At 38.2% G+C, this 15,637-nt stretch carries 15 protein-coding genes; 6 read left to right on the forward strand and 9 right to left on the reverse strand.

The genetic code is table 11. The features are described from left to right. Window positions 1–2: 2 nt before the first annotated feature. The 3 genes from P20429_RS15270 to P20429_RS15260 all read left to right on the forward strand — a co-directional run bounded on the left by P20429_RS15270 (window position 3) and on the right by P20429_RS15260 (window position 2,746). Window positions 3–533, forward strand: a complete 531-nt coding sequence (locus P20429_RS15270) for a hypothetical protein (RefSeq protein WP_007581271.1) — start codon at window positions 3–5, stop codon at window positions 531–533. Then, a complete protein-coding gene (locus P20429_RS15265; protein WP_007581273.1) occupies window positions 533–1,978 on the forward strand; it encodes an ATP-binding protein in 1,446 nt (481 codons plus the stop codon). Before P20429_RS15270 ends, P20429_RS15265 begins: the two co-directional genes overlap by 1 nt. A 93-nt stretch (window positions 1,979–2,071) precedes the next feature. After that, the gene (locus tag P20429_RS15260; RefSeq protein ID WP_007581275.1) at window positions 2,072–2,746 is read left to right on the forward strand and encodes a response regulator; all 675 of its coding nucleotides are present in this window, start codon (window positions 2,072–2,074) and stop codon (window positions 2,744–2,746) included. A 27-nt stretch (window positions 2,747–2,773) separates the two neighbouring features. Here the strand turns inward: P20429_RS15260 and P20429_RS15255 are convergent, their stop codons facing one another. After that, a complete protein-coding gene (locus tag P20429_RS15255; protein ID WP_007581277.1) occupies window positions 2,774–3,631 on the reverse strand; it encodes a PA4780 family RIO1-like protein kinase in 858 nt (285 codons plus the stop codon). A 311-nt stretch (window positions 3,632–3,942) separates the two neighbouring features. Between P20429_RS15255 and P20429_RS15250 the strand changes: the two genes are divergently transcribed. Together P20429_RS15250 and P20429_RS15245 are read left to right on the forward strand one after the other, a co-directional pair. Further along, window positions 3,943–4,218 carry an EF-hand domain-containing protein gene (locus P20429_RS15250; protein WP_007581281.1) on the forward strand — a complete coding sequence of 92 codons (276 nt, stop codon included), beginning with the start codon at window positions 3,943–3,945 and terminating at the stop codon, window positions 4,216–4,218. A gap of 12 nt (window positions 4,219–4,230) precedes the next feature. Next, window positions 4,231–4,686 (forward strand): hypothetical protein, encoded by a 456-nt coding sequence (locus P20429_RS15245; RefSeq protein ID WP_007581282.1) that lies wholly within the window; start codon window positions 4,231–4,233, stop codon window positions 4,684–4,686. Between the two features lie 88 nt (window positions 4,687–4,774). Here P20429_RS15245 and P20429_RS15240 read toward each other — a convergent pair whose 3' ends face one another. From P20429_RS15240 to P20429_RS15220, 5 genes are all read right to left on the reverse strand, one after another. After that, window positions 4,775–6,154 (reverse strand): VCBS repeat-containing protein, encoded by a 1,380-nt coding sequence (locus tag P20429_RS15240; protein ID WP_007581285.1) that lies wholly within the window; start codon window positions 6,152–6,154, stop codon window positions 4,775–4,777. A 520-nt stretch (window positions 6,155–6,674) separates the two neighbouring features. Next, window positions 6,675–8,615, reverse strand: a complete 1,941-nt coding sequence (locus tag P20429_RS15235) for a bifunctional diguanylate cyclase/phosphodiesterase (RefSeq protein WP_007581286.1) — start codon at window positions 8,613–8,615, stop codon at window positions 6,675–6,677. Window positions 8,616–8,876: 261 nt separating this feature from the next. Then, window positions 8,877–9,722 (reverse strand): glutathione-dependent disulfide-bond oxidoreductase, encoded by an 846-nt coding sequence (yghU, locus tag P20429_RS15230; protein WP_007581288.1) that lies wholly within the window; start codon window positions 9,720–9,722, stop codon window positions 8,877–8,879. Between the two features lie 77 nt (window positions 9,723–9,799). Then, window positions 9,800–10,381 (reverse strand): rhomboid family intramembrane serine protease, encoded by a 582-nt coding sequence (locus P20429_RS15225; protein WP_007581290.1) that lies wholly within the window; start codon window positions 10,379–10,381, stop codon window positions 9,800–9,802. Window positions 10,382–10,497: 116 nt separating this feature from the next. Next, entirely contained in the window at window positions 10,498–11,181 is a 684-nt protein-coding gene (locus P20429_RS15220) for a type 1 glutamine amidotransferase domain-containing protein (protein ID WP_007581292.1), read from the reverse strand. 157 nt (window positions 11,182–11,338) lie between these two features. Between P20429_RS15220 and P20429_RS15215 the strand changes: the two genes are divergently transcribed. Continuing rightward, window positions 11,339–12,262, forward strand: coding sequence for a LysR family transcriptional regulator (locus P20429_RS15215; protein WP_007581293.1), 924 nt, complete (start codon window positions 11,339–11,341; stop codon window positions 12,260–12,262). Between the two features lie 43 nt (window positions 12,263–12,305). On the opposite strand, the gene P20429_RS15210 is transcribed toward P20429_RS15215, so the two are convergent. The 3 genes from P20429_RS15210 to P20429_RS15200 all read right to left on the reverse strand — a co-directional run bounded on the left by P20429_RS15210 (window position 12,306) and on the right by P20429_RS15200 (window position 15,537). After that, window positions 12,306–13,040, reverse strand: coding sequence for a dienelactone hydrolase family protein (locus tag P20429_RS15210; protein WP_007581295.1), 735 nt, complete (start codon window positions 13,038–13,040; stop codon window positions 12,306–12,308). Between the two features lie 244 nt (window positions 13,041–13,284). Beyond that, on the reverse strand, window positions 13,285–14,616 hold the full coding sequence (locus P20429_RS15205) for a glycerophosphodiester phosphodiesterase family protein (protein WP_007581297.1): 1,332 nt from the start codon (window positions 14,614–14,616) through the stop codon (window positions 13,285–13,287). A gap of 69 nt (window positions 14,617–14,685) precedes the next feature. Further along, window positions 14,686–15,537, reverse strand: coding sequence for a carboxylate/amino acid/amine transporter (locus P20429_RS15200; protein WP_007581299.1), 852 nt, complete (start codon window positions 15,535–15,537; stop codon window positions 14,686–14,688). Between the last annotated feature and the right edge of the window lie 100 nt (window positions 15,538–15,637).

Below are 15,637 nucleotides of genomic sequence, written 5' to 3' on the forward strand. Positions count from 1 at the left end.
CTATGCGTTATTTTAAATACGCATTGATCCTAACTACTGCTGCGCTATTGAGCTTTAAGCTCTTTGCGCAGCAGGAAATGATGGATCATAGCCATATGCCTATAGCAGTGCCAAGTGATACGCCAATTCCGGCATTAAGCCTTAAGTTATTAAAAGATAGTATGTCGGGTTATAACTTAATTTTAGATACGCAGCGCTATGATTTATCTGTACCCCCTGAGGGCGCAATGAACATGCAGCAAATGATGAGCGTTACTACAAACGATGACACGGGCTTTTTACAAGGTCATGCTCATTTATATATAAATGGGGTTAAAATACAGCGAATTTACGGACATGCATTGCATTTACCTGCTAACTTATTTAAAAGTGGTATAAATACCGTATCGGTTACTTTAAATAATCATGGTCATATGTATTGGACCACTCAGGGCAAAAAAATAATTGCTACGCTGTATGTTAACGATCAAACCAAAGAGTTTATAACATACCGATTTGAAAGCTTTCCTAGCAAGGTTGAAAACACGAATTAATGAAAATTCATAATAAACTTTTTTTAATACTATTTAGTTTTACCTTTAGTGTTATTGCAGGGCTAGTAGTACTTATACAATGGAGTATAGGGCAAGGCGTAATTGATTTTGTTAATGCAAAAGAAGTAAAAGCGCTTGAACCACTTGTTGTTCAACTTGCAAAGCAATACGAAAAAACCCCCTCATGGGAACGTGTTGTTAGCAATGGCGAAAATTTTAGAAAACTTATTGAATCGCAGCTAGAAAATAGCCAGTTTTTACCTAGGCCACCAGAAGGTCCAGGCCCCAGAGGGGGAATGATGCGACGGCCGCCGCCCGATCATATTCGTTTAGGGGAAGAGCGCCGCCCGCCGCCAGAAAATATTGCTCACTACGCTTTGCTTGACGAAAATAAACAGCGAGTAGAGGGTAGATACCTCAGCGATTTAAAATATATAACAACCCCAATTATTGTTAACGATAAAATAGTGGGTTATTTAGCAGTTTCTAAAAGAGATAGCTTGGTTGATGGCTATGAGCTTGATTTTTTACAGCAGCAAACTAACTACTTATGGTTTATTGCTTTAGCCGCTGTATTGCTTACATTGCTAGTTACCTTTTTATTGTCTCGTCACTTAGTTAGCCCAGTAAAGCAAATTGCTAATGGTATGCATCGCTTAACGCAAGGTAATTACGAAACCAAACTTACGCTTGAGCGAAAAGACGAATTAGGCCAATTAAGCGAAGATTTTAATATTCTTGCATTTACACTCGCTAAAGACGAGCAAGTGCGCAAACGCTGGCTTGCCAATATTTCTCACGAGCTTAGAACGCCAATGAGTATTTTGCTCGGTGAACTTGAAGCTATGCTACTTGGAATACGTGAGCCTAATGCAAAAAATATTAACTCGGCTAACGACGAGGCATTGCATTTAAAACGCTTAATAGACGACTTGCATATGCTCAATAGCGCAGAGTTAGGGGGTATGCATTACACTATGCAACCCACTAACATGGCGTTATTATTAAATACTATTGAGCAAAAATATCAGGTTATACTTGAGCAACATAATATAAAAATTTACTTACTAAATAGCGCTAAACACATAACTGTACAAGCAGATAAAACACGCCTTTTGCAGCTGCTCGATAATATTTTAATGAACGCCGTGCACTATGCACAATGCACCACTATTTCATTAACGGCTAATAATATAAGCATTAAAGGGCAAACCTACTTAGAGCTTATAATTGAAGATAATGGCATAGGTGTAGAGCAGTCGCATTTATCGCATTTGTTTGAGTATTTATATCGAGTAGATAGTTCGCGTAATCGCCAAGAGGGCGGTTCGGGCTTGGGCTTATCTATTTGCCAGCATATAGTTAAAGGCCATAATGGTGAAATAGCTGCTGAAAAAGCCACTCTAGGCGGTCTTGCTATTATTATTAGGCTACCAACTATTTAGCTTTAGTTGATTCAGATAAAAAATACGTAACTTGAACTTTGTTTGATATGGTATTTTTATCCTAATTTTGGATTACTAATAACAGAGAACTCTATGAGCGAACAAATACTGATTGTGGAAGATGAGGTAAAGCTGGCTAACTTAATGAGTGACTTTTTAAGTAGCCATCATTTTGTTACTCATCAAATACATCACGGAAATGAAGTATTACCTTGGCTTGAAATTAACAGGCCGAGCGTAATTTTGCTCGACATAATGCTACCTGGTCAAAGTGGTATAGAACTATGTAAAGCAATCAGGCGCTTTTCAAATGTGCCTATTATTATGGTATCGGCAAAAGTAGAAGAAATAGATAGGCTGCTTGGACTTGAGTTAGGTGCAGATGATTATATTTGTAAGCCGTTTAGTTATGCTGAGCTGGTGGCGCGAGTCAAAGCTATATTAAGGCGATTAAGTAGCGCAAGTGATGTTACAGAGTCAACAATGAAGCTCGACGAGAGTACCTACAGCGTAAAATACAAATCAAACAGCATAGAGCTAACGAACTTTGAATTTCAGCTATTTAAACCTTTGTTTAACAACCCAAATCGTATTTATTCGCGCGATAGTTTAATGGACACTATGTACGCCGATCAGCGTATTGTGAGCCATCGTACTATTGATAGCCATATTAAAAAGTTGCGTAAAAAACTAGATGAAGTGACACAAACTGAAAGTGTTATTCAGTCTGTTTATGGGGTTGGCTACCGATTTGTGCACCCGCAGTAAGAGGTATTAGTGAGCTATGACGATGAGTTACTCATCATCGTCAGCATTTTTAATTCGCTCTAAACGGTCAAACTCTTCGTATTCGGCAGCTTGAATTTCATCAAGAATAGAATCTACATCGGCAAGTTCATCGCTGTCTTCAAATTCACCTGTAAGCGTTGAATTAGGCGTTAAATTGGCCTCTTCAAATAATGCCCACATTTCTTTAGCGTATTTAGTTTTTAGTATGCTTGGCGCAAATTCACCATAATAGCGGCGTATGTTATTTACATCGCGTGCAAACATAGCTTGTGCACTGTTATTTGCTGAAGCGTTAACTGCTTGCGGTAAATCTATAATTACAGGGCCGTTATTATCTACAAGTACATTAAATTCAGATAAATCGCCGTGTATTATACCTGCGCAAAGCATAAGCTTAATGTAATGCATCATGAGTTTATGCTGCTCAATCGCTTGCTCTTCACTAAAAACGACATGTCCAAGTTGAGGGGCTACGTTACCATTCTCGTCCGACACGAGTTCCATAAGCAGCACGCCATCAATACAAAAGTAAGTATCAGGAACACGTACACCCACGCCAGCTAAACGAGATAACGCATCAACTTCGGCATTTTGCCAAATCTCTTCTTCTAATTGACGGCCATAGCTAGAACGTTTACCCATAGCACGCGCTTGGCGTCCACCACGTACTTTTCGGCCTTCTTGGTATTGTGCCGCTTTTTTAAAGCTACGTTTAACCGCGTCTTTATACACTTTCGCACAGCGAATGTGCTCACCACAGCGGACAATAAATACATCGGCTTCTTTACCGCTCATTAGTCGGCTTATAACTTCGTCAATAAGGCCATCATCAACAAGGGGTTGTAGGCGTTTAGGTATTTTCACAGATTGCCTGCTAAGTAGGGTTGGTTATTAATCATTATTTATGAAAGTGCTCTGTATTTGTTTGTTTAATTGGCTCAAGCAGTATATCAGCTTTGAGAATTAAGGGCAGTAACACTACTGCCTGAGAGTAATTAATCGTATTACTTTATTAGCTTATATATTGATTGCAAAGCAATCAACCAGAACTTTTTAAATAAGTATTTAGATTACTATTTTTTATTAAAATAATTTATTACTTCCTCATTATTTGCACATTGTTTGCGTTTTTAAAGCGTAAGCTTAGTTTAATTCTTAAATACGAGGTTATTACTATGAAGCATTTTTCAACTCTTGCCACTGTGGCAATATTATCTATTGCTTTTTCAGCTAATGTAGCTGCTCGAGGCGGTGACAATCCTCCTGAAAAACCTGACTTTTCAACTATTGATACTGATGGTGATGGCGTAATTAGCTTTGAAGAGTTCAGTGCTAAAAAACCGCCACACGGCGATGCACAAACAATTTTTGATTCTATAGATGCCGATGGTAATGGCGAAATTAGTGAACAAGAACTTAGCGATCATAAACCACCTCGTCGTGAACGCTGAAAGGATACTAAAATGATTAATAGTATTAACAGTAGTTCTGCCAGTTTTATGCCGCAACAAAGTAGTCAGGCTGCAAAACTAACAACAGAGCAAAGCGATTTTGTTAAAGAAACGCTTGCAGAGTTTGACGCTGAAAACTTAACCGAAGAAAACGCGCAAAGTATTCAAGCGGCATTTAAAGAACAAGGTATTGAACCAACAAAAGAGCTTGCTGATTTAATGAGCGAACTTGAGTTTGATGCTAAAAGCATTGGTGATGCAGGACGAGTGGAAGGTCAAAGACCGCCACCGCCGCCACAGAACTCATTAGAATCAGTAGATACAGACGAAGTAGTCAGCTACTTAGATGAGCTATTAACTGAGTATTCAAGCCAGTTGTCTGATGAAGATAAAGAATTAATCCTTGCATCAGTGCAAGAGAAGTTTGGTTTAAGTGAAGGCGATTCACTGCTAAATGTAACTGCTTAGGTGTTATAACTTAGAGTAAAGCTGACTGTTACTCGAAAGTCTTAAGTCCAAAGCCCAACGGTTAACTCTGTTGGGCTTTTTTATTGGCTTAATTTAAGCGTGTTTCTATTTTGCTGGTGCCATCTTCTTCGGTAAATTTAAACACAAAATCTTTTTTACCGTCTTGGTTTATGTCTACCAGAAGAATATCTTTATTATTTTTAGGCAGCGTTAGTTTTAATTTTTTACGTTTATCATTTAGCAGTGAGTCTTGCTCTCCGTAATAAATATACAGCGTTTTTTTACTGTATTTGTATACCGCGTCAATATAGCTGTCGCCGTTAATATCACCTAAATAGAGGGCTGGTTCGGAATCATCGCCGTTCATTCCCACTTCCATTTCTAAATCAAGTTCTATACTCGATTTATTGGCAAATGAGCCGTCGGGTTGCTGCTTATAAATGTTCATTTCTACATCTACATCAGTACTGCCACCGCCCAATGCCATAGACGCAATAGTACCTAAGCCAATATCTAAATCCATTTTTTGTAAATCAATTAAGCCATCATTATTAAAATCAGTTTTGAGCAATAACTCACTAGGGCCTTGTGTTTCAAATAAGGTAATGGGCGTATTGCTAAAGCCTTTAGCACCTCCTAGGTACAAAGTATGTGCTATTTTTATATCTAACGAATCCATACCTTGCGTTGGCTTAAACTGTCTAGTTGTAAAATCTAGAAATCCGTCGTTATTAATATCAATAATTTGCTTTATTTTGCGAGTTTCGCCATTGCTTAGCTCGCCTAATTCGATGTTAAAATCAATTGAGGTGAGCTTTTGCTCAAAGCCTTCTGGATTAGCAAGTAGTACATCTGCTCCAAAGTCATTTGAAAAAACCAAGTCGCTTAACCCGTCGTGGTTAAAATCAATAACAACGGGTTTATTGTTAATATTAACTTCTAGAGAAAGCCCTTTTCCTGAAAAGCTGCCTTCATACATAGGTGTTTGTTTAAATTTGTTAGGCTTAAAGCTGCCATCTTTATTTTGAATGTATAAAGTACTGCTTGCTAACCCAGGGATGAAAATATCGCTTAGACCGTCGTTGTTGGCATCGAAGACAAAGTCTACTTTTTCAAATTTATCTATTTTTAATTGATTTAGAACCGACTCATAATTAAACAATAGTGTTGGTTTACCAGCATGGGCTTTGTATACGCCATCACTTGTTAGTACGAGTGCTTGTTTATCGGTAATGTTAGCAAGTGTAGCCACATCAAACCCGATGGCATTTTTTGGTAAAGCAAGTTCACTACTTAGTGATGTGAGTAAATTGATGGCTTCTAATTGTTTTGATTCTTTATTATATGCAAATAAAATCTCTGAATCGGTTGATACTAATTCATCCGTTGTTTTTATTGCCATTGTTTGAGCTATAGCGCTAATGGGGGTAAGTAAAGTGATGAGTGAATAGCAAAGTGGTTTTATCATGCAAATTCCTTTTTTATATTTAGTTGTATCGTTACATTTTTATTATTCACTTATATAAGCAACGTCAGCGCATAACTTAACGTAGGGTCCAGCGCTGGCGGTTGGCTAATTAGCGTAAATTTAAACGTAATACACTTATGTAAGTTGGTTTATATTTAGCCTACGCTAATAACTATGTACTGGGTGTAAGTAATTGTAAGATTATGTTTTAAGGAGGGCTTATTGACCTTTCAGGATTGAACTTTGTTCAACCCAAGGAAGATTTAATTGCGGCGCGAGGTTTGTAACCTAGTAACAAAGAGTCAATCTCCCCTAGGCAGAACCCTTCGGGCAGCGCATGTTTGGCATTAATGCTACGTTATCGGCTATTTATGGGGAATAACCACACTACATAGGCTCTGTATTGCCCAAATACCAAACAGTCTGCTGCAAGTTCAACCTCGAAAGATAAACAAGCCCTAATAAGAAAGGTAGCGCAAAACTCATATGGTAGTTAAGCGCTTTTAGCGGGTTTTGGTTATCAACGGCACAGCTTATTTTGCTCATTTAAATAAGCATCTACAAAATCTACTTCCATCGGTTTTGAAAAGTAATAACCTTGCAGGTGAGATACACCAATATTAGTAAGCGTGTTTGCTTGTTCAATAGTTTCAACGCCTTCGGCAACCACAGTAAAATCTAAAGATGAGGCCATTTGTACAATTGCATGAATAATACTTAACCCTCTTTTATCCATGTTTTGAATAAAACTTCTGTCTATTTTTACTATATCTACACCAATATCAAGCATGCTTGATAGTGATGAGTAGCCAGTTCCAAAATCATCAATTGAAATACAAAAGCCTTGTTTTTGTAGTGCTTTAACGGCTGTCAAAAATGTGAGTTTATCCTTAGCAAATACTGATTCGGTAATTTCTATATGCAGATCTTTAGGCTCTACTTGGTGATTGTTTACTATTTTTAATACCTTAGTTACAAAATTTGGATCTTGTAATTGTATTACCGATACGTTCACGCTTACTGCAATTTTTGTCGGTAAATGGTTGAATTTATTTGCTTGTATACATGCTTGTTCTATGACCCAGAGGCCCATTTGGGTTATTAAACCGTATTGCTCGGCAATAGTTATAAACTCATCAGGGAAAATATTTTCACCGTCTAGTTGCCAGCGTAATAATGATTCGAAAGAGGTTACTTTTGATGTTTTACTATCTACAATTGGCTGAAATACTAGTCTTAAACTGTTTTCTTCTATGGCACTGGCTAGGCGTTGACTCAACAGGTACTCTCTTTCTTGTTTTAATTTGAGTGAATCGTTATAAATATTGATATTACCTTTAGCCATGCGTTTTTGGTGATACATTGCAATATCAGCAGAGCGAATTAAGGTATTTAAATCACTCCCGTGCTCAGGGTACATGGCCATTCCAATAGTTGCTGATACCCATTTTTGATATTTATATGTTTCATGCTCGGCGCTAATGCTTTGAAGTACTTTATTAGCAAACTCGATAAGCTCAGTTTGGTTTTGATACGTTGCTAAAATTAAAAACTCATCCCCGCCCCAACGGCATTTATAGAGTTGTTGGTTGCATACATTACTAATTCTCAGTGCTATTTCTTTTAATACTTTATCGCCCACTTTATGACCCAACGAATCGTTGATTTGCTTAAAACCATCTAAATCTACAAATAATAAAGCAAAGGGTTCTTTAGGGTTATCTGCTAGTTGTTTGTTTGCATTTTTTAAAAATGCGGTGCGGTTTAATAGATTTGTGAGTGGATCGGTATTCGATAAGCGGTAAATTTCTTCAGTGCGTTGCTCGACCTTGTTTTCCATTTCATTAAGCAGCTCTCTGTTTTGGTTTTTGAGCTTGATTGCACTGTGTGTAAATGTGGCTGATTTGTACGAAGAGGCAATCATAATTGTGGCAAAAGTTAAACCTAATAACCCCAATACGTGTTGGTAGTGATCGTTTGAAAGCGCTAGCAAAAAAGAGTAGGGCGCCAATAAAGTAAAACTATATAGAACAGCGGTAAAACGACTTCCAGACAGCAAATTTGCAGAGCCACCGGCAAGCGCCGATAAAATAGCGATGGTCGTAGTAACTTCCACCGTAGATGAAGTGCTATGAAACCAAAGAGCATAACCACACCAAGACACGGCTGTTGATATACAGCCAATAGCAAAGCGATTTAGATAAGAATGTGTGTTGTAAGGTTGGCGAGAATTTTGAGCTTTCAAAAAAAGCCCTATATCAATAATACGTAAAGTAAGCACGCACATCATTATGCCTAACCAGGCTACTTTATCGTGGTTAGTTTTCTCATTAGTTATATCAAAAGCAAATACTAAAGCAACGCTGACTAGTACAGAGACTGCAATTCCGGAAATAGCATTCGAGTATAAAATTTTGAGCGCTTCTTTTCGCTCATTATTACTTAAATTGTTATATGGCACTAATTAAAACCTTTTTCAAAAACAACCCCTAGGAAATTAAGTAAACCATTTAGCAAATTACACTAATGCAATACTGGTAATACAAAGAGCTTAATAAGCCTTTACGCAGCTAAATAAAACTTTAATGTAAAGTAAATATAGTTTACGGGAGGGATAAAAAAAGTTTAAAAAGTAAAAAGGCCCAAAATAAATATTTATTTTGAGCCTTAAAATTATCAAGCAGGTTAAAGTGTTAACGACTTTACTTGCTGTTCTATAGATTTAACCTTCGAAATCGCTATCGTTATGGCGCTCTGCCATTTGCTCTTCTTCAGGACCCCATGTGCGATTTACGCGACGACCACGCTTAACAGCGGGTCGCTCTGATATTTGCGTAGCCCAGCGTACAACATGGGTGTATGAGGCAACATCTAAAAACTCTGCTGCATCATATAAAGCTCCAAGCACTAACGATCCGTACCACGGCCAAATTGCAATATCGGCAATTGAGTATTCATCACCTGCCATGTATTCATTTTCGCTTAAATGGCGATTTAACACGTCAAGCTGGCGTTTAGTTTCCATGGTAAAACGGTCAATAGGGTATTGCATTTTACTTGGTGCGTAGCTATAAAAATGACCAAACCCACCACCTAAGTAAGGTGCTGAGCCCATTTGCCAAAATAGCCAGTTACGACACTCTGTTTTAGCTTTTAGATCTTTAGGTATAAGTACATCAAATTTTTCAGCCAAATACTGTAAAATAGAACCTGATTCAAAGATGCGAGTAGGCGGCGTGGTTGAATGATCCATTAGCGCTGGGATTTTTGAGTTTGGATTAATATCAACAAAGTCAGATCCAAACTGATCGCCATCACCTATGTTTATTAAATATGCGTCATAGTCTGCATCGGTGCAACCAAGCTGTAAAAGCTCTTCAAACATGATTGTAGCTTTTTGGCCATTAGGTGTCGCAAGAGAATAAAGCTGAAATGCGTGCTCACCAATAGGTAGAGTTTTGTCATGAGTCGCGCCTGCGATTGGGCGGTTAATGCTGGCAAACTTACCGCCACTTTCACTTTCCCACGTCCATACTTTTGGTGGCGTGTATTCGTTTTTATCACTCATAAATAACCTCTGTTAGATGAAATACATATATGGTAAATGTGGCCATAAAAAATTAATTAAAGGCCCTAATACTTAATTTACCGACCTTTTAATTTATCGGCTTTTGCTAATCTATAACCTAAAAACAACCCGCTTAGCGCTCCAAATAAATGGCTTTCAAACGATACATGATAGCGCTGAGGTAAAACACCCCATATAAAACCGCTATAAAGTATAGCCACTACAACTGCAATTATAATTGATTTTAATGAGCGTCTTACTAAGCCGTAGCATAGAATAAAGCCCCATAAACCATATATAACACCGCTTAAACCAACATGTATATTACTGCGCCCAAATGCCCAAACTAAGAGTCCACCGACTAGAGCGGTAAAAATAAATACGTTATAAAAACGTTTTACGCTGTACTGGCAAATTAGCCAGCTTAATACTACAAATGGGATCATATTACTGGCAAAGTGCCACCAGCTACCATGTAAAAAAGGTGCGCATAGTATGCCAATTAATCCTTGGATACTGCGTGGATATATGCCTAAACCATTTAGGTTTATGCCAGGTAGACTATTGATCACCTGTAGTACGAAGCAAATAACAACAATACTAAATATTGCGAAACGGGCACTAGTTAGTAATGACAGTGTGGTTGGCTTGGTTGCCATATAATCGCCCTAATTGACTTTAAGAGTTGCCAGTATAGGAATTGTATTTGCTAATGAAAAGCAATTAAAAAAGCACAGCATAAAATGCTGTGCTTAATTTTAATTATTACTCACTATTAACCTAATTTAGTTAATAGTTTTTTTGCAGCTAGTTCAGAGCTTGCTGGGTTTTGGCCGGTAATTACTAAACCGTCTTCTAGTGCTAATACACCCCAGTCGTCAGTTTTTTGATAATCGCCACCTTTTTTAATTAGCTCGTCTTCAACTAAAAATGGCACGATATCGGTAAGTTGCACTGCAGCTTCTTCAGAGTTAGTAAAACCAGTTACTTTTTTACCCGCTACTAATGCATTGCCATCAGCATCTTTAACATTTAAAAATGCAGCACTTGCATGACATACCGCAGCAACAGGCTTTTGCTCTTTTACAAAGCTTTCGATAAGTGAGATTGAGTCAGTGTTATCAACTAAGTCCCATAATGGACCGTGACCGCCTGGGTAAAATACAGCGTCAAAATCGCTAGATTTTACTTCACTCAACACTTTAGTGTTTGCCATAAGTGTTTGTGCTGCGCTATCTGCGTCATAACGTTTTGTTGCATCTGTTTGAAAATCAGAAAGCGTACTTGTCGGATCAATGGGTGGTTGACCGCCAGCTGGAGACGCTAATGTTACTTCAACGCCTGCATCAACAAATGCATAGTAAGGGGCTGCAAATTCTTCTACCCAAAAACCTGTTTTTTCGCCAGTGTTACCAAGTTCTGCGTGAGATGTAAGAACCATAAGTATTTTTTTAGACATTGAATATATTCCTTCTGATGATTTGAATTAGTTTATCTTGCTTACCAACTACTATATGCACTAACAGAGCTTTAAACAACGATGATAAATTTAACTTTATTGGTTTAATAATTGATACAATAGAGGGGTTGAATTTAAAACACGCTACGGAGCACATATGAAGGTGTCGTTTGAGCAGTTAAAGAGCATGGTCGTATTTGCGCAAATTGTAGAGCAGGGCAGCTTAACCGCTGCGGCTAAACAGTTAGGTCTTACGCGAGCAGTAGCAAGTTATCATTTAAAAAAGTTAGAAACCCAACTTGAAGTCACTTTATTAAATCGCTCAACTCGTACCATGGCGCTCACTGAAGCAGGCATTGCTTATTATGAGCGTTGTAGAATAATTACCGAACAAGCTAATGCGGCTAATCAGCAAATAGAAAATATAAAGAGCGAGCCACAAGGTTTACTTAAAATTAGTTGCCCAGTAAATGTGGGAATGCAGTTAATTGTGCCTGCAATAAATACGTTTAAGCGCCAATACCCTAAAATTAAAATAGACTTACAGCTTACTGACGATGTGGTTGATATTATTAAAAATGGGTTTGATTTTGCAATTAGGGGAGTGGCACTGAGTGACTCCAACTTGCAGGCAACCAAGCTGACTACAATGAGCACTTGTATTTGTGGCGCGCCGGATTACTTTACACATTTTGGTAAACCTAAAACACCTTTAGAATTGGCAGATCATCAATGGGTGGTTTATCAGCTAGGAAGTAAAACGTTAACACTTTCAAAAGATGGTAAAAAACACGACATTACAATGCAAGGCGCCTTAAGTACTAATAACGCAGCTGCACGTACTGCCTTTGTAGAAGCAGGGCATGGCATTGGGCGTATTCCGCTTTACGATGCGTGGCCTAAAGTACAAGCAGGGCTACTTGAAATAATATTAGATGATTATAAAAGCAAAGATATTGAACTGTACGGGGTATTTCCGCCAGGAGCTGCGGGATCTAAAAAGCTACGATTATTTATTGATTACTTAAAAGCGTATTTTGTAAAACAGCATACCTCCTTGGGTATGCTGAAAAGTGTTTAATTATTTTCGCTTTTTAAATATTTATAAAGCATTTATAAAACACTTATAAAGTACGGCTAAATAATGCAACCGCTTGTTGATACATATTAATTGCAAGGGCTGCATCGTATCGCTCACCTTCATCACGCATAAAGGCATGTTGGGCATTAACTTCTTGCCATTGGTAATTAATGCCTATGTTTACGCATTGCTGGTATATTTTAGTGCGACCTTCTTGTGGCACATGCGGGTCTTGTTTACCCCATATAAAGTGAATTTCGCCTTGTATATCAGCCATGCGTTCAAATGAGTTATTACCTGATTTTGCCGGTAATGTGTCGCTGTGAATATCAGTTGCGTATAAGCAAAAAGCCGCATTAATTTCAGGATTTAGTGCCGCTCTGTAAGCTAAGTGACCGCCAATACATACGCCCATTGCGCCGACGGTGCCTGTGCAATAGCTTTGTAATCTAATGAAGTCGATCATAGTTTGTGTGTCACTGTCGTGGTGCTCAAGTGGCTTTGCCCACTTGTCGGCATTGCCTTTGTTTTTACCTGTATCATCATAAGCAAGCACAGTGCCTATAGGGTTTAACTCATGAAACACTTCAGGCACTAACACTACAAAGCCATGGCTTGCTAAAATAGCTGCGCTGCGTGCGATGGGGGCAGTTTGCTGAAATATTTCAGAATAAAAAATGATAGCAGGGAACTGTCCTTGCGCTTGAGGGCGATATACAGTTGTTCGCATTAAACCTGTCGGTGTTGGCAAGTCAGCATTATGTTGTTGGATTATCATAAAAAGCGCTCAGTAAAATAAAATTATATATGCTGATATGGTAACTGAGCGCGATAAAATAAACGACTTTTGTCGTTGAGTATTTATACCAACCTGCATAAATCTTTGATCAATTTAACGAATTAAATTTCACTATAACGTCGTTAAAAATTTTTTATTTAGAACAACTAGATAAAAAATTTTTGCCTAGTTCTAGCGTAATTTTCTTAACGTTAAATAGACCCCATATATAAGCAGATTGGTATTAAATACTTGCAGGCATTTTATTACAACTAGCGTAATAACTTACGGTAGCCGGCCAATCTGAAAATATAGCCATTACACCCACGTCTTTTGCGAGTACATCAACGACAGTCATCATGTCGCCATCGTTATCTATAACATCAGCAATTGATTGATAGTAATAACCCCCACCTTGATTAAGCGGGCCCGAGCGCTCAAGGCTCCATGCAATAAGCTTTAAACCTGCTGCTTTTGCGTCAATAGCGTATTGCGATGGCACAATATTACTTTCGTTATCTATTGTTAGCATCATCCAAATTGGAGGAGCTAAAATTTTCACCCCATCAGCCACTAACTCATCCATACCCGGTTGCCATGTTTGTGGGTTACTTGGATCGAATCCGGCTTCACTGTCACGTCCATCTAGGTAAACGCTTTTATCTGCAAAGTCAGGGTTATTGTTAATCCAGTATTTTACGTCTTCAAGGTTAAATGATTGCGGATAAACTTTTGAGGCTGGCACGCCCATTTGCGTGTACTCGTCTAGCATTTTTTGCGCATATTGCTCTTGCGTCATTCCATCAAATGGCATACTTACTTGTGGCGATTTAAGTTCTGGGGTCATTTTTACGCCCATCCCATTAAACAGTGCAATGCTTTGTTTATGGGTCATCAATGTGCCGTTGGTGGCATATAAATCAGTGCGCCAACTTGGTGTACCATCCATGTAATCGGCAACGGTAGTTGCATTAGTGTTTGCACCATCCATTTTACCTTCAAGGGTTAAAAATTCCGCTAAGCTTATATCGCTGGTACAACATTTTGCAGAAGCAGCAATACCGTTAGCGGGGTCTGCTGGTGTAAATGGCACACTGCATTTAGCTGCAAGTTCAGGAATGGCTAAAATATTAGTTGTGGTGTGTAAGTCGCATTGAGAATGGCGACATACTAGTTCTTTATCGTTTGTAAATGTAACATCGCATTCAACAATGCCTGCGCCCATTCTGGCTGCAGCAATATAGGCTTCTTTAGTATGCTCAGGGTATTGCATTGATGCACCGCGATGACCAATAGAAAAGTCGGTACGGTAAAAAGGACCTTCACTGCATGACTCTAATTGTGTTTTTAAAGCGCTGTCGCTCATATCATTGACTAAATAATATGGACGAGTGCCTAGTTGAATATCTGGCGCATCACCACTTGGTACCTCTACAACAATGGGCGTAGGTACTTCAACAATCTCAACTTCGGTGTTGGTAACAATCACTTCTTTTTCTACTATTTCTACATCGTCGTCGCAGCCAGCAAGTGTGGCTAACAATATACAGCCTGTAAGCAAGGTAATACGTTTCATTGTTTATCCTTAAAAAGTAAAATTTGTACTACCTTAATGATTATTAATGACAATTTAGCTACAAGTTTATTAATTTACTTTTTTATTAAGCATTTGATTCACTAATAATGCACCTAACATTATAGCTGCACCAATACTTAACCTAACTATGTCAGCATCTCTGTTCCAAATAAGCACGTTAACAATAATCCCTGCTGGGATAAGTAAGTTATTCATGACTGCCAGAGCTCCAACGTTGACGAGTGTTGCGCCTTTATTCCACATAAAGTAACCAAGGCCTGATGCAACAACCCCTAAATAAATCAATATGCCCCACTGAGTAGAAGTGGTTGGTAATTTGTTTGAATTACCAAATAATGCATAACAAATTGTGGCAATAATAAGTGCGCCTATAAAAAACCATCCAAATACGGTTTTATCATCAAGCTGATTGTTCATCATTAAGCGTTTGTAGGTTACTTGGCCTACAGCAAAACTTATGTTCGCACCTTGAACTAATAATAAGCCAATTATGAAATTGCTATTTAGGTTTTCGTAACGAATGGTAATTGCACCAATTACAGCAATAAGTGCGATTATAAAAAAGCGTGGGTTAAAATGTTTGTTCAATGCATCATTTAGCAAGGTAATGTACAAAGGAGTCATTACTGTAAATAGCAGTACTTCGGGGACGCTTAAAAATAAAAAGGAGTGGTAGTAAAAGCTATACATAACACCAAGTTGTATAGCGCCAATCAGCATGAGCTTTAAGGCTAAAGGTTTAGGTGTTTGTTTAAACTTTAAAAAGGGTAAAAATACCAGAGTGGCTAGTGCTATGCGAATTAACACACTAAACCATGCATCAACCTGCCCAGCTAAATACACGCCAATTAAACTAAATGAAAATGCCCAAAGTAAAGTTACTGCAAATAAGTACCGCATAGCTGTCGTCTTTAAATAATTAATGGCAGCAGTTTATCTGTTATAAATTGATGTATAAACAATAAAAGCCCGCAAGCGGGCTTTTATAAAGTCTAAAATT

Source organism: Pseudoalteromonas sp. BSi20429 (assembly GCF_000238895.1).
Classification (GTDB): domain Bacteria; phylum Pseudomonadota; class Gammaproteobacteria; order Enterobacterales; family Alteromonadaceae; genus Pseudoalteromonas; species Pseudoalteromonas arctica.

What these genes read in the sequence shown, in the direction of transcription:
- P20429_RS15260 (WP_007581275.1), top strand. Translation starts at nt 2,072, where the DNA reads ATGAGCGAACAAATACTGATTGTGGAAGATGAGGTAAAGCTGGCTAAC.
- P20429_RS15225 (WP_007581290.1), bottom strand. Translation starts at nt 10,381, where the DNA reads ATGGCAACCAAGCCAACCACACTGTCATTACTAACTAGTGCCCGTTTC.
- P20429_RS15220 (WP_007581292.1), bottom strand. Translation starts at nt 11,181, where the DNA reads ATGTCTAAAAAAATACTTATGGTTCTTACATCTCACGCAGAACTTGGT.
- P20429_RS15215 (WP_007581293.1), top strand. Translation starts at nt 11,339, where the DNA reads ATGAAGGTGTCGTTTGAGCAGTTAAAGAGCATGGTCGTATTTGCGCAA.
- P20429_RS15250 (WP_007581281.1), top strand. Translation starts at nt 3,943, where the DNA reads ATGAAGCATTTTTCAACTCTTGCCACTGTGGCAATATTATCTATTGCT.
- P20429_RS15210 (WP_007581295.1), bottom strand. Translation starts at nt 13,040, where the DNA reads ATGATAATCCAACAACATAATGCTGACTTGCCAACACCGACAGGTTTA.
- P20429_RS15245 (WP_007581282.1), top strand. Translation starts at nt 4,231, where the DNA reads ATGATTAATAGTATTAACAGTAGTTCTGCCAGTTTTATGCCGCAACAA.
- yghU (WP_007581288.1), bottom strand. Translation starts at nt 9,722, where the DNA reads ATGAGTGATAAAAACGAATACACGCCACCAAAAGTATGGACGTGGGAA.
- P20429_RS15240 (WP_007581285.1), bottom strand. Translation starts at nt 6,154, where the DNA reads ATGATAAAACCACTTTGCTATTCACTCATCACTTTACTTACCCCCATT.
- P20429_RS15265 (WP_007581273.1), top strand. Translation starts at nt 533, where the DNA reads ATGAAAATTCATAATAAACTTTTTTTAATACTATTTAGTTTTACCTTT.
- P20429_RS15205 (WP_007581297.1), bottom strand. Translation starts at nt 14,616, where the DNA reads ATGAAACGTATTACCTTGCTTACAGGCTGTATATTGTTAGCCACACTT.
- P20429_RS15270 (WP_007581271.1), top strand. Translation starts at nt 3, where the DNA reads ATGCGTTATTTTAAATACGCATTGATCCTAACTACTGCTGCGCTATTG.
- P20429_RS15200 (WP_007581299.1), bottom strand. Translation starts at nt 15,537, where the DNA reads ATGCGGTACTTATTTGCAGTAACTTTACTTTGGGCATTTTCATTTAGT.